The 13,554-nt window shown below is 69.9% G+C and carries 13 protein-coding genes; 9 read left to right on the forward strand and 4 right to left on the reverse strand.

Features of this window, described 5'->3' with window-relative positions; genetic code table 11:
- Positions 1–91 precede the first annotated feature (91 nt).
- Positions 92–1,144, reverse strand: a complete 1,053-nt coding sequence (locus tag WBG99_RS11825; protein WP_338896292.1) for a sugar ABC transporter substrate-binding protein — start codon at positions 1,142–1,144, stop codon at positions 92–94.
- Positions 1,145–1,975: 831 nt separating this feature from the next.
- On the opposite strand from WBG99_RS11825, the gene WBG99_RS11830 reads away from it, so the two are divergent.
- From WBG99_RS11830 to WBG99_RS11860, 7 genes are all read left to right on the forward strand, one after another.
- On the forward strand, positions 1,976–2,827 hold the full coding sequence (locus tag WBG99_RS11830; RefSeq protein WP_338896293.1) for a fumarylacetoacetate hydrolase family protein: 852 nt from the start codon (positions 1,976–1,978) through the stop codon (positions 2,825–2,827).
- A gap of 11 nt (positions 2,828–2,838) precedes the next feature.
- Positions 2,839–4,176, forward strand: a complete 1,338-nt coding sequence (locus tag WBG99_RS11835) for an L-fuconate dehydratase (RefSeq protein ID WP_338896294.1) — start codon at positions 2,839–2,841, stop codon at positions 4,174–4,176.
- On the forward strand, positions 4,173–4,943 hold the full coding sequence (locus WBG99_RS11840; RefSeq protein ID WP_338896295.1) for an SDR family oxidoreductase: 771 nt from the start codon (positions 4,173–4,175) through the stop codon (positions 4,941–4,943). The genes WBG99_RS11835 and WBG99_RS11840 overlap by 4 nt, the downstream gene beginning before the upstream one ends.
- 20 nt (positions 4,944–4,963) lie before the next feature.
- Positions 4,964–5,992, forward strand: a complete 1,029-nt coding sequence (locus WBG99_RS11845) for an aldo/keto reductase (RefSeq protein ID WP_338900301.1) — start codon at positions 4,964–4,966, stop codon at positions 5,990–5,992.
- Positions 5,989–6,300 carry an L-rhamnose mutarotase gene (locus WBG99_RS11850; protein ID WP_338896296.1) on the forward strand — a complete coding sequence of 104 codons (312 nt, stop codon included), beginning with the start codon at positions 5,989–5,991 and terminating at the stop codon, positions 6,298–6,300. The genes WBG99_RS11845 and WBG99_RS11850 overlap by 4 nt, the downstream gene beginning before the upstream one ends.
- Complete coding sequence (locus WBG99_RS11855) at positions 6,297–7,247, forward strand: amidohydrolase family protein (RefSeq protein WP_338896297.1); 951 nt, start codon at positions 6,297–6,299, stop codon at positions 7,245–7,247. The genes WBG99_RS11850 and WBG99_RS11855 overlap by 4 nt, the downstream gene beginning before the upstream one ends.
- A 326-nt stretch (positions 7,248–7,573) precedes the next feature.
- Positions 7,574–7,738, forward strand: a complete 165-nt coding sequence (locus WBG99_RS11860) for a hypothetical protein (protein ID WP_338896298.1) — start codon at positions 7,574–7,576, stop codon at positions 7,736–7,738.
- 18 nt (positions 7,739–7,756) lie between these two features.
- Here the strand turns inward: WBG99_RS11860 and WBG99_RS11865 are convergent, their stop codons facing one another.
- Positions 7,757–8,803 carry an SPFH domain-containing protein gene (locus WBG99_RS11865; protein WP_338896299.1) on the reverse strand — a complete coding sequence of 349 codons (1,047 nt, stop codon included), beginning with the start codon at positions 8,801–8,803 and terminating at the stop codon, positions 7,757–7,759.
- Between the two features lie 4 nt (positions 8,804–8,807).
- Positions 8,808–9,239, reverse strand: coding sequence for an NfeD family protein (locus WBG99_RS11870; RefSeq protein WP_338896300.1), 432 nt, complete (start codon positions 9,237–9,239; stop codon positions 8,808–8,810).
- 454 nt (positions 9,240–9,693) lie between these two features.
- Between WBG99_RS11870 and WBG99_RS11875 the strand changes: the two genes are divergently transcribed.
- Positions 9,694–10,098: a PaaI family thioesterase gene (locus WBG99_RS11875; RefSeq protein ID WP_338896301.1), complete on the forward strand. Its 405-nt coding sequence runs from the start codon at positions 9,694–9,696 to the stop codon at positions 10,096–10,098.
- A 108-nt stretch (positions 10,099–10,206) separates the two neighbouring features.
- Positions 10,207–10,851, forward strand: coding sequence for a TetR/AcrR family transcriptional regulator (locus tag WBG99_RS11880; protein WP_338896302.1), 645 nt, complete (start codon positions 10,207–10,209; stop codon positions 10,849–10,851).
- A 143-nt stretch (positions 10,852–10,994) separates the two neighbouring features.
- On the opposite strand, the gene WBG99_RS11885 is transcribed toward WBG99_RS11880, so the two are convergent.
- Positions 10,995–13,532, reverse strand: a complete 2,538-nt coding sequence (locus tag WBG99_RS11885) for an FtsX-like permease family protein (protein ID WP_338896303.1) — start codon at positions 13,530–13,532, stop codon at positions 10,995–10,997.
- Positions 13,533–13,554 lie beyond the last annotated feature (22 nt).

A 13,554-nucleotide genomic window follows, 5' to 3' on the forward strand; every position in this document is an offset into this window, starting at 1 on the left:
GAGCGGGAGGGCGTTGCTGGTTTCTCCGGTACGCCGTCATGCGGAGGGGCGGTGACGCCCGCCCCTCCGCATGGCCGACCGGTCCTGCCGGTCACTGGCCGACGTTGTTGCCCCACAGGGACTTGTCGTCCACGTTCTCCTTGGTCACCAGCGGCGCGGGCAGCTGGTCCTCCAGACCGTTCGGGATCTTGACGATGGTGGAGTCGTGGTCGGTCTTGCCCGGCTCGAAGGTCTTGCCCTCGGCCGCGGCCTGGGCGTAGTAGAGGGCGTACCGGGCGTAGAGGTCGGCGGGCTGGGAGACGGTGGCGTCGATGTGGCCCTTGCGGATCGCGTCGAACTCCTGCGGGATGCCGTCGTTGGAGATGATCGTGACGTGGCCCTTCTCCCCCGCGGGCTTGAGCAGGCCCTTCTGCTCCAGCAGCGCCAGGGTGGGCTGCAGGAAGACACCGCCGGCCTGCATGTAGATGCCGTTGAGGTCGGGGTGCTGGGCGAGGAGGCTCTGCAGCTTGGCGGAGGCGACGTCACCCTTCCAGTCGGTGGGGAGTTCGAAGACCTTGATCTTCGGGAACTTCTCCTTCATGCACTGCGCGAACGCCTCGGAGCGGTCGCGCCCGTTGATGGAGTCCAGGGCGCCCTGCAGTTCGGCGACCTTGCCCTTGCCGCCCAGCTGCTTCCCCAGGAACTCGCACGCCTTGGTGCCGTAGGCCCGGTTGTCGGCACGGACGACCATGTAGACGTCACCCTTGTCCGGTCTGGTGTCGACGCTGACCACGGGGATCTTCTCGGCTGCCAGGGTGTCGAGTGTGGAGGCGATGGCGCCGGTGTCCTGGGGGGCCATGACGACGGCCTTGGCGCCGGTGTTCTGGAAGACCTGGACGTTGGCGACCAGCTTGGTGACGTCGTTCTGCGAGTTGCTCAGCGGGAGCGCGTTGACTCCCTCGGACTTGATGCCACTCCTCATGTACTGCGCGTAGGAGTTCCAGAAGTCGGAGTCGGAACGGGGCAGGTCGATGCCGACGGCGGGCTTCCCGCCACCCGAGGCGGCCGAGTCCGCGCTCTCTCGGTTGCAGGCGGTGGCCAGCGCCATCACCGCCAGGACGGCGGTGGCGGCTGCGGCGGTGGAACGGGTGCGGGCGAGCTTCATTGCGGGTTCTCCTTGGCCTGGGCGGGGAAGCCGCTGGGCGGCGGTGGGATGGTGGAGGATTCGCCGGAAGGCAGGGCGAGACCACCGATGGGGTGCAGGTGCCGGCTCATGGGGCAGGTACGGACCGTGCCCGGCGAGGACGGGATGAGGGACAACCGATGGCCGAGAAGCGGAGGGGCCGGAACGGCCGCCCGGCACCAGCTCGGGCATTCCTCCGATGTATCTCGGACAGTCGAGGACGTTACGACGGCGTTGCCGACATTGACAAGAGTCCCCATCCGTTGATTTCCGTCATATCCCGCGGAAGGCGGCCGCGATCAAGTCGCAGCATGCCGAGCCACCCCTCCCACCCGCCCCTGACCTGCTCTTTCTCTGGCACTCCTCACCGAGGGGCCTGCTGTCACGACAGCCTTACGATTCGGCAAAGGGCGACTCCGGGCGCCCGGAGCGGTACGTCGTCGCGGCTGCTCGTGCGCGCGAACGCCTCCCCCCGGTGCCACGCGCGGGCGAATCCGCCCGTACGGCCAGGACGGGATGATCCTCGATCGATGCGATATTCATCGGATGTAGGCGATCATGAAGCGTTTGCCGTGGCGCGAGACAGGCACCCGAAACCGTCATATCGGCACGGTGATTGACACCCAAGGCAAATACATCCGAGGTGTGCGTTGCGCGTCGGCCCTGTTGGTTCTACAGTCACGGTGCCGTCATACATCCGATGACTGCCGCGAAATTACCCGGACGCCACGTCGCGGGTTGCGGTGTGGGCCCTGTGGGCGGCCCTGCCGCCACGGCCCACCGCCACCCCCGAACCACCCAAGGGAGCCCCCAGTGAAACTGCTACGCGTCGGTGTTCCCGGCGAGGAGCGGCCTGCTGTCCGTGTCGCCGATGGCCGGCTGTTGGACCTGTCGTCCGTGGTGTCCGACATCGACGGCGCCTTTCTCGCCTCGGGGGGCGTCGACCGGGTCCGCGCGGCCGTGGAGGCGGGGCCCCTGCCGGAGTGCGACCCGGACGGGTTGCGGATCGGCGCGCCGGTGGCGCGGCCCGGGAAGGTCGTCTGTGTCGGCCTGAACTATCGCGACCACGCCGCCGAGACCGGTGCCGTGGTCCCGTCCCGTCCGGTGGTCTTCATGAAGGATCCGGGCACGGTGGTCGGCCCCTACGATCAGGTGCTTGTCCCGCGTGGCTCGGTGAAGACCGACTGGGAGGTGGAACTGGCAGTCGTGATCGGCCGCCGGGCCCGCTACCTGGCGGGCCCCGAGGAGGCGGCGGAGGTGATCGCGGGGTACGCGGTCAGCCATGACGTCTCCGAGCGCGAGTTCCAGCTGCAGTACTCCTCGCAGTGGGACCTGGGCAAGTCCTGCGAGACCTTCAATCCGCTGGGCCCGTGGCTGGTCACCGCCGACGAGGTGGGCGACCCGCAGGACCTGTCCCTGCGTCTGAGTGTCAACGGCGTCAAGCGCCAGCACGGCCACACCAGCGACATGATCTTCCCGGTCCACCACATCGTGGCCTACCTGAGCCGGTACATGGTTCTGGAGCCCGGTGACGTGATCAACACCGGTACGCCCGCGGGCGTGGCCCTGGGCCTGCCCGGCACCCCTTATCTCCGCGCCGGTGACACCGTCGAACTCGGTATCGACGGGCTCGGTGACCAGCGCCAGACCTTCGGCCAAGCGTGAAAGGCACCCCCTTGACTGCAACCCCCGCCCGGATCACCGCGGTCGACACCCACGACATCCGGTTCCCCACCTCACGCGAGCTGGACGGCTCGGACGCGATGAACCCGGACCCCGACTACTCCGCCGCCTACGTGGTGCTGCGTACCGACGCCGCCGACGGGCTGGAGGGCCACGGCTTCACGTTCACCATCGGACGCGGCAACGACGTCCAGGTCGCCGCGATCGACGCGCTGCGTCCCCATGTCCTGGGCCGCCGTGTGGACGAACTGTGCGCGGATCCCGGCTCCCTGAGCCGGGACCTGATCGGCGACAGCCAGCTGCGCTGGCTGGGCCCCGAGAAGGGCGTGATGCACATGGCGATCGGTGCGGTCGTCAACGCGGTCTGGGACCTGGCCGCCAAGCGGGCCGGACAGCCGCTGTGGCGACTGCTGGCGCACGCCGACCCCGAGTGGCTGGTCTCGCAGGTCGACTTCCGCTACATCGCCGACGCCCTCACCCCCGAGGACGCCCTCCAGCTGCTGCGCGCGGGCCGGACCGGGCTCGCGGAGCGCGAGGCGGTCCTGCTGGAGCGCGGCTACCCCGGCTACACCACCTCACCGGGCTGGCTCGGCTACTCCGACGACAAACTCACCCGGCTGGCCAAGCAGGCCGTGGCCGACGGCTTCACCCAGATCAAGCTCAAGGTCGGCGCTGACCTCGCCGACGACATCCGCCGGATGCGCACCGCCCGCGCCGCCGTCGGCGACGGCATCCGCATCGCCGTCGACGCCAACCAGCGCTGGAACATCGGCGAGGCGATCGAGTGGACCAACGCCCTGGCCGAGTTCGCCCCGTACTGGATCGAGGAACCCACCAGCCCCGACGACATCCTCGGCCACGCCGCCGTGCGCCGGGGCGTCGGCCCGGTGAAGGTCGCCACCGGCGAACACGTCCAGAACCGCGTGGTCTTCAAGCAGCTCCTCCAGGCCGAAGCCCTCGATGTCCTCCAGATCGACGCGGCCCGCGTCGGCGGCGTCAACGAGAACCTGGCCATCCTGCTGCTCTCCGCGAAATTCGGGGTCCCGGTCTGCCCGCACGCCGGCGGCGTGGGCCTGTGCGAACTCGTCCAGCACCTGTCGATGTTCGACTACCTGGCCCTCTCCGGCACCACCGAGGACCGGGTCATCGAGTACGTCGACCATCTCCACGAGCACTTCACCGCACCCGTGGAGATGCGCGACGGCCACTACGTCGCGCCCCTGGCCCCGGGCTTCTCCGCCACCATGCGCTCCGGGTCAATCGCCGAATACCGCTACCCGGACGGCGGGTTCTGGGCCGCCGACCTCGCCGGACGGGAGGAAGCCGCATGACCGAACCGACAGGTGAACTGACAGGTCTCAAGGCGATCGTCACGGGTGGCGCGTCCGGTATCGGGCTGGCCACGGCCGGGCTGCTGGCCGCGCGGGGCGCGGCGGTGGCCGTGCTCGACCTCTCCCCGGGGGCCGTGCCGCGCCCGCTGCTCGCCCTCAAGACCGATGTCGGCGACGACACCTCGGTGCGGGCCGGTGTGGACGCCGCGGCAGCGGAGCTGGGCGGCCTGGACATCCTCGTCAACAACGCGGGCATCGGTGCCGCGGGCACCGTCGAGGACAACCCCGACGAGCAGTGGCACCGCGTCCTGGACATCAACGTCCTCGGTCTCGTCCGCACCAGCCGCGCCGCCCTGCCGTATCTGCGCCGCTCGCCGCACGCCGCCATCGTCAACACCTGCTCCATCGCGGCCACCGCCGGCCTCCCGCAGCGCGCCCTGTACTCCGCCAGCAAGGGTGCCGTGCAGTCCCTGACCCTGGCCATGGCCGCCGACCACGTCCGCGAAGGCATCCGCGTCAACTGCGTCAACCCCGGCACCGCCGACACCCCCTGGGTCGGCCGGCTGCTCGACGCCGCCGACGACCCCGAGGCCGAACGCGCCGCCCTCGACGCCCGCCAGCCCATGGGCCGCCTGGTCACCGCGGAGGAGGTCGCCGCCGCCATCGCCTACCTGGCGAGCCCCGCCGCCGCCAGTGTCACCGGCACCGCCCTGGCCGTCGACGGCGGCATGCAGGGACTGCGACTGCGCCCGTCGGCCCGCCCGTGACGGCCACGACCCCGCCGGCCATGGGGCGTACGACGCTGGGCGGCAGCACCGTCGAGGTCACGCGGCTGGCTCTCGGCTGCGCGGGCCTGGGCAACCTCTACCAGCCGGTCACCGACGAGGCCGCCTTCGCCACCGTGGAGGCGGCCTGGGAGGCGGGCGTCCGCACCTTCGACACCGCGCCCCACTACGGGCTGGGGCTGGCCGAGCGCCGGCTGGGCGCGGCACTGCGCGACCGCCCCCGCGACGCGTACACCGTCTCCACGAAGGTGGGCCGGCTGCTCGTGCCCCGTCCGGACGACCGCCCCGGCGACGACACCGCCCACGGCTTCGCCGTCCCCGCCACCCACCGCAGGGTCTGGGACTTCACCGCCGACGGAGTGCTGCGCTCCCTGGCGGCCAGTCTGGACCGCCTCGGCCTCGACCGGGTCGACATCGCCCTGCTGCACGACCCGGACGACCACGCCGAGCAGGCCCTGCGGGAGGCGTACCCGGCGCTGGAGCGACTGCGCGGCGAAGGCGTGGTCGGCGCGATCGGCCTCGGGATGAACCAGTGCGCCCTGCCGGTCCGCTTCCTGCGCGAGACCGACATCGACGTGGTCCTCCTGGCCGGCCGCTACACCCTCCTGGAGCAGGAAGGGCTCGCCGAGCTGCTGCCGCGGGCCGCCGCCCGCGGCAGCAGCGTCGTCATCGGCGGGGTCTTCAACTCCGGCCTGCTCACCGACCCCCGGCCCGGCGCCACCTACGACTACGCTCCCGCGCCACGGCCGGTGCTCGACCGTGCCCTGCGGCTCAGGACGGTCACCGAACGCCACGGTGTCCCGCTGCGGGCCGCCGCCCTGCGCTTCCCGTTCGGCCACCCGGCCGTCGCGAGTGTCCTGACCGGTGCCCGTTCCGCCGAGGAGGTGCGCGACACCGTGGAGCAGCTGCGGCGCCCCGTGCCGGACGCGGTCTGGGAGGAGCTGCGCGCCGAGGGCCTGCTGGCCCCGGACACCCCCGTCCCCGTACCCCCGCCCGCCGTGGGATTCCCGTCGCCGAAGGAGCCGTCGTGAGGGTCGCCCTGCATACCGAGGTCCGCGCCGACCGCGTCGAGGAGTACGAGGCGGCCCACCGAGAGGTCCCCGAGGAGCTGACCGCCGCCATCCGCGCCGCCGGAGTGAGCGAGTGGACGATCTGGCGCAGTGGCACCCACCTCTTCCACCTGCTGGAGGTCGAGGACTACGCGGCGATGATCGCGCGGTTGGAGAAGCTTCCGGTCAACATCGCCTGGCAGGCCCGGATGGACGACCTCCTGGAGGTCGTCCACGACTACTCGGCCGGGGGTTCCGACGCCGGGCTGCCCGTGGTGTGGGAACTGTGACCGGGGCGGGCACCGGCCCGGGGGTCGTCGACGCGCACCATCACGTGTGGGACCTGTCCGTGCGCGACCAGGACTGGATCGTCGGAGACGAACTCGCCCCGCTGCGGCGCGACTTCTCTCTGAGTGACCTGGAGCCGGAGGCGCGCGCCGCCGGGGTCACCGCGACCGTACTGGTGCAGACGGTCACCGTGGCGGAGGAGACGCCGGAGTTCCTGGCCCTGGCCGCCGGGAGCGCGCTGGTCGCCGGAGTCGTCGGCTGGACCGATCTGACCTCTCCCGATGCCGCCGACGTCCTCGCCGCACTGCGCGAAGGCCCCGGTGGGGAACGCCTGGTGGGCATCCGCCACCAGGTGCAGGGCGAACCCGACCCGCGCTGGCTGCTGCGACCGGAGGTACTGCGGGGACTGGCCGCGGTCGCCGAGGCGGGACTCGTCTACGACCTGCTGGTCAAGCCCCACCAGCTCCCCGCGGCCGTAGAAGCGGCCCGGCGTCTGCCGGGCCTCACCTTCGTCCTGGACCACCTGGCCAAGCCGCCCGTCGCCTCCGGTGAACTCCGGCCGTGGGCGGCCCGGGTACAGCGACTGGCCGCCCTGCCCAACACGGTGTGCAAGCTCTCCGGCCTGGTCACGGAGGCCGACTGGGCCTCCTGGACCGTCGCGGACCTCAGGCCGTACGCCGAGACCGTGCTGGACGCCTTCGGCCCGGAGCGACTGATGTTCGGTTCCGACTGGCCCGTCTGCCGGCTCGCCGCCGGATACACGGAGGTGGTCGACGCTGCCCGGTCGCTGACGGCGGGTCTGACCCCCGCCGAACGGAGGGAGGTCTTCGGCGGCACCGCCGTCCGCGCCTACGGACTGACGCCGGCCACCGGCGGCGACGACGCCCACCCGACGGCCCCTCACACGGCGACGCCCCCGGTCCCGCCCCGGGAGAACCCACACACATAGCTCACCGATGTGCTCCGGCGAGCACCCGCCACCGTGCGGTCTCTCCCGGTCGCGTCGCGCCGTCTGAGGGGTGACCGAGTCACTCCGGGCGGCCTGTGTGCCGGAGCCGCTGCACCGTGTGCGGTCTGCCGACAGTCAGGAGAAGACCCTGTCAGAGCCGATCACCCGCCGAGACCACCCCGTCGCCGTGTCCGACGCCTCCCAGTTCGCCGACGCCCTGATTCATGACACTCCCCTCCAAGGAGCCCGCCGAGGCCACCTCGCCGTCACGGGACGCGGGACATCCTGCGCGAGCTGGCCGAGTACGTCGCCGGGGAGGCGAACGGGTGAGCCGCTTCCGGTCCGGCGTGTGGCGCGGCGGACCGGTCGGCGACCGCGGCGGCGCGCGTGTCGCAGTCGTCGCGCTGCCGGGGTGTCAGCGGGCACGCTTCGACCGTGCACGGCCCGGCACCCCCGACCTCCAGGCGATCACGGCCCACCCCTACCCATGACGGCATGCCCGGCAGTCGTCACCCACGTTCGGGGCGGGGGTGGGACGTGAGGGCGCCGGAGGCCACGCGGTCGGCCCTGGCCGCGTCGGCCAGGGCGGCGGCAGCGGCTTCCGCGGCCTGTGCCGTGTCGTCGGCGGCCTGGGCGGCGCTGTCGTCCGAGGGCTTCTCCCGGGTGGCCGGCGACTGGGGCAGCACCTCGGTGAAGGCGCGGGACACACCCTGGAGCGCGGAGGTGATCTCGCTGGGGATCACCCAGAAGTTGTTCCCCGAGCCCTGCGCGAGCTGGGGCAGTGTCTGGAGGTACTGGTAGGCGAGCAGCTTGGGGTCGGGGTCGTTGCGGTGTACGGCCTGGAACACCTCGTCGATGGCCCGGGACTGGCCCTCGGCCTGGAGGATCGCAGCGGTTCGGTTACCCTCCGCACGCAGGACGGCAGCCTGCTTGTCGCCTTCGGCGGTGAGAATCTGCGACTGGCGTTGCCCTTCGGCGCCCAGGATCGCGGCCCGCTTGTCCCGCTCGGCACGCATCTGCTTCTGCATCGCGTCCTTGATGGACTGCGGAGGGTCGATGGCCTTGATCTCCACCCGGTTGACCCGCAGCCCCCACTTGCCGGTGGCCTCGTCCAGCACGCCACGCAGTTGGCTGTTGATGGTGTCCCGGGAGGTGAGGGTCTTCTCCAGGTCCATGGATCCCACGACGTTGCGCAAAGTGGTGACGGTGAGCTGCTCGACCGCCTGGAGGAAATTGGCGATCTCGTAGAAAGCCGCTCGTGGGTCGGTGACCTGGAAGTACAGAACGGTGTCGATCTCGACGACCAGATTGTCCTCGGTGATGACCGGCTGCGGTTTGAAGGACACCACCTGTTCCCGCAGATCGATCACCGGATGAACGCGGTCGATATAAGGAATGACGAGGCTGAGGCCTGGATTCAGGGTCCGATGGTAGCGGCCGAGGCGTTCCACATTTCGAGCACGCGCCTGGGGCACGATACGGACCGCCCGCACCACGGTGAAAACCGCGATGAGCGCGACGATCAGGCCGGCAATCAAGAACGCCGAGATTTCCATGGTTTCAGTCCCTGGGGTAGACGAGCGCGGTGGCGCCGCTGATCTCCATGACGTCAACGGTCTTTCCAGCGGGAATCACGAGCGTCTCGTCGTAGGCGCGGGCCGTCCACTCCTCACCGTCGATACGGACCCTGCCCCCCAGGCCCGTCACCTCGGAGACCACGTAGGCATGCCTGCCGACCAGTGCGTCCACGCCGAATCGCTCCACTTGGCGCCCCACCACATGGCGCAGCGCGACGGGGCGCACGAACAGCACGGTGACGGTAGCGACGACCGTGAACACCAGGAACTGGAAGGGCAGCGGCAGCCCGACCGCAGCGGACCCCGCCGTGACCAATGCGGCCGCACTCAGCATTCCGAGCGCGGCGGTAAGAGTGAAGATCTCCGCCACAGCCAGCACGGCTGCGATGATCAACCAGATCAGCCATAGATCCATTGCGTGCCTCTTCTGACCGGTGTGGGTGCGAAGGGCCTGACTCTCACCATTGGACCCCGATACGGGACAGCCGCGATACCCCTGGGAGGAGACTTCGCCGAACGCGCCGAGGTGTAATGGCGCAGCACACCACCGAGCGACCATGGCCACCATTTCACACCTTTGCAGTGGTTTTACCCGTATGGAGAAGATCCTCACCTCGCGCAGGCGATCGATTTCGAGGCGGGGCGCGAAGCGGCCGGCGTCTGGCACAGCAGCACGGAGCGGCCAGAACCGGAAGCGGCAGCGGAAGAGCGGAAGCGGCAGCGGCTCAGGCCGGGAGCTGAGCTGCCCCGAGTTTCACAGAGTCCGGCGATCTTGTTTCAGGCGAACTGCGGTGATCAGAAGTCACCCGGGTAGACGATCTGGGTTAACGTCGATAAGTTATCGTCACTAACCAGGATGGGAGTGGCCTGTGCTCACACTTGAAGCCGAAGACGTCTACGCGCTCGCGCCGTATGCCAAGACGCTCGGAGTCGTGTTCGAGGAGATCACGGAAGTCAGCGTTCAAGGCAGGTTGGCGCACGATCCCTCCCTTTCCACGGTGGGCGGTGGCCTCCACGGAGGGGCGTTGATGGGGCTCGCCGACGTGTGTGCTGCCGTTTGCGCCGCCCTCAACGGTCCAGCCGGCGCCGCACCAGCCACCGTGGAGTCGAGCACGCATTTTCTTCGGCCCGCACACACGAGCGTCGTTGCGACGGCTCGCCCCTTGCGTCTGGGACGCAACACTGTCGTCGAGGTCAACGTTCATGATGACAAAGGCGAACTATGCGCCCGGGTGACCCAAGTGGTCACTACCATCAAACCGAAGGCATCTTGATGTTGGTCACGCACCGTCAGAACATCACGGCGAGGCATCCTCCCCTCAGGGCCGCTCGGACATTCCTGTCGTCTGCGTAGTGCCGCCCTCTCACGAAGGCTCATATCTGTGACCGGCTCCCGAGTTCGTGCCGCCAAGGGCCAGGGCGGTCTGCTGCGAAACCAGCTTCTCGACATCGCCGATCGGCTACTGGCAGACGGTGGCGCCGACGCTCTTACGATTCGTGCGGTAGCAACAAGCGCGGGAGTCAGCCCGCCGGCCGTCTACCTCCACTTCGCCTCGAAGAGGGAGCTCGTCCATGCGACGTGCCTGCGTGTGTGGAGCTCACTGTTCATCGAGTTGGAAGCAGTGTCCCGGGAGATCCCGGATCCCGTGACGGCGCTCTATGAAACCTGCGTCGCCTACATCGCATTCGGACTTCGTCATCCTTCCCAGTACCGACTGGTGATGTCCGGTGAGGCCACCGAAGCCAGCCGCCAGAACGAAGATGCGTGCTTCCGCTACTTCCGGGACAAGGTCACAGCCTGTCTTGATGCCGGGGTGCCTGTCGAGAGTAGGACCGAAACCGCCAGAGTGTTGTGTGCCAGCGTGCACGGGGCGGTTTCTCTTCTGATCCACCAAGAGCGTGACGTATGGCCTCCAGATGGCGATCGCTACGTCAGACGGGCGGCGTCCTCAGCCGTCCACGGCGCTCTTCTCACTGCATCCCACACGCTCAGCCCCTCGATGGCCGGCGTGACGCAGTCGGGCTGAACTTTCCGAGCGCCCTTCGTCGTTGCGTCCACCACCGCCTCCAGACATGCCTGGCTGTGCTGTGAGCTGGCCGCCGGTCGTGACCGCCGCGTCGGGTCCGCCGCCCCGCACGCCGCCACGCCGTCCGTACGCCGGACCGGGGCCTACTCCGCCTTGATGGCGCTGAGCGGGTCGAGGCGCGCGGCGCGGCGGGCGGGCCAGAAGGCGGCGAGCACGCCCACCAAGCCGGCCAGCGCCAGGAAGAGGGCCAGGCGCCCCCAGGGCAGGACGAGTTCGAAGCCGGGCATGTCGGAGGCGAGCAGTCGGCTTCCGGCCCAGCCGAAGAAGATGCCCAGACCGATGCCGAGGACACCGCCGAAGAGGGAGATGGCCAGCGACTCCAGGCGCACCATGCGCCTGGCGCCGTGCCGGTCCAGCCCGATGGCACGCAGCATGCCGATTTCCGGTGCTCGTTCGACCACGGACATGGCCAGGGTGTTGATGACGCCGAGGACGGCCACGATCACGGCCATGGCGAGCAGCCCGTAGAGGACGTTGAGCATCATGGTCATACCGCGGGCTATGGAGTCGGAGACGTCCTGTCTGCTCTGGACGAGTACGGCCGGGTTGTCGCCGAGCGCCTTGGCGATGCCCCGCCGGGCGGTGTCGCTGGGGCCGCCTTCGGTCTTCACCAGGATCTTCCAGGCACTCGCGGTCTGCAGATGCGGGTCGAGGGTGCGGATGTCGGTGATGACGCCGCTCAGCAGGTCGTTGCCCTGGTAGATACCGGAGACGGTCAACCGGCCCTGCTTCCCGTCCGGGTAGGTGACCGGCACTGTGGTGCCGGTGTGCCATCCCCGCATCTGCGCGGTCTCCGTGGAGACGATGATGCCGCGGCCGCCGAAACGGGCGAGCGAGCCCTCGGTGAAGTCGGGCCGGACCAGGCGGTGGACGGTGGCGGCGTTGACGCCGGTCACGAAGGTTTCCTGGCCGGCGATGCGGACCGGGGCCTCGCGCAGAGGGCTGACGGCGCTGACCCCGTCGACCTTGGCGAGGCGCTTCTCCACCGTCCCGGAGAGCGGATCGTAGGTGGCCATCCGCACGACGTAGTCGGCTGACAGTGCGGCGGTGGCACGCTGGTCGATGCTCCGCTGACCGCTGACCGCGACCACCGTCAGCGAGGTGATCAGGGTGAGGCCGATGGTGAGGGCCGAGGCCGTGGCCGCGGTACGGCGCGGATTGCGCAGGGCGTTCTCGCGGGCGAGCTTGCCGCAGACGCCGAAGCTGCGCAGGACTGGTGCGGTGGCGGCGATGAACGGGCGGGACAGCAGGGGGGTCAGGACGAGCACCCCGGTCATCAGGATCGCACCGCCCAGCGCCATGACCATCTGGCCCTCGTCCGGCTTCATTCCGGTCGCACCCAGCACAGTGACGGCCCCAGCCGCGGTGATCAGGGCTCCGAGGGCGTTGCGCACGACGAGCGAGCGAGGGGTGGCCACCGCGTGCACGCTGCCCATCGCGGCCACCGGCGGAATCTTCGCGGCGCGGCGGCCCGGCAGCCATGCGGCCAGCATCGTGATGCCGATACCGAGGGCGAGCGAGGTGATGACCGTGGCCGGGGTGACGGCCAGAGGGCCATCGGGCCATGCGTGTGACCCCTTCCCGAAGGACGAGGTCAGCGGGCGCAGTGCGGCGCCGATGCCGATGCCGGCGGTGAGCCCCGCCACCGAGGCCACCAGACCGACGAGGAACGCCTCGATGAGGACGGAGCGGGTCACCTGGCGGCGGGTGGCGCCCACCGCGCGCAGCAGGGCCAGCTCCCTGGTGCGCTGGGCGACGAGCATGGTGAAGGTGTTGGCGATGAGGAAGATCCCGACGAACAGCGCGACACCGGCGAAGACCAGCAGGGTGGTCCGCAGGCTGGTCACGCTGCTCTCGGCCCTGAGGGCCTGCGAGTCGGCGAGCTCCTGTCCGGTGATCGACCGCAGGTCTTCGGGGAGCACCTTGTCGAGGGCCGCCGCGAGCTCGGTCTGGGAGGTGCCCGGTGCGGCCTTGACGTCGATTTCGCTGAATTCCCCGGGCCTGCCGAACAGTTGCTGCGCGGTGCGTGTGTCGAACAGGGCGAGCGTGCCACCCGCGGCGACCTCACCGCTGTCGGTGGTGAAGATCCCGACCAGTCGCGGTGTGCGGACCGGCCCGTCGACCGACAGGCGGACGGTGTCACCGACGCGGTACCCCGCCCGCTCGGCGGTCTCGGCATCCAGAACCACCTCGCCCGGCCCCGTCGGGGCACGGCCGTCCTTGAGTGGGTAGCGGGCGTCCCGGTCACCGCTGTTCACGGCGTAGTTCGCGCCCTGCGTAGTCCACCCCTTGCCCACCAGATCGCCGTTCTTGCCGGCCACGGCGGTGAAACCGGAGACCACTCCGGTCACCGACTGCACGCCGGGCACCTTCGCCATCCGGCCCACGAGTTCCGGCGTGAGCTTGGAGACGGTACCCGGCCGCGCGTGGGCACCGTCCGACTGGACGGCGACGTCCACGTGGTCGAAGCCCTTGTTCGAGCTGTTCTGGTACGCGGCGGAGACGGTCGAGGTGAGGACCAGGGTGCCGGCGACGAAGGCCACGCCGAGCGTCACGGCGAGGACGGTCATCAGCAGCCTGGCCTTGTGTGCGAGCACATTGCGCAGGGCGGTACGGAACATGGGCGATCAGTCCTGGGGGAAG

It is taken from the genome of Streptomyces sp. TG1A-60 (assembly GCF_037201975.1).
Taxonomy (GTDB): domain Bacteria; phylum Actinomycetota; class Actinomycetes; order Streptomycetales; family Streptomycetaceae; genus Streptomyces.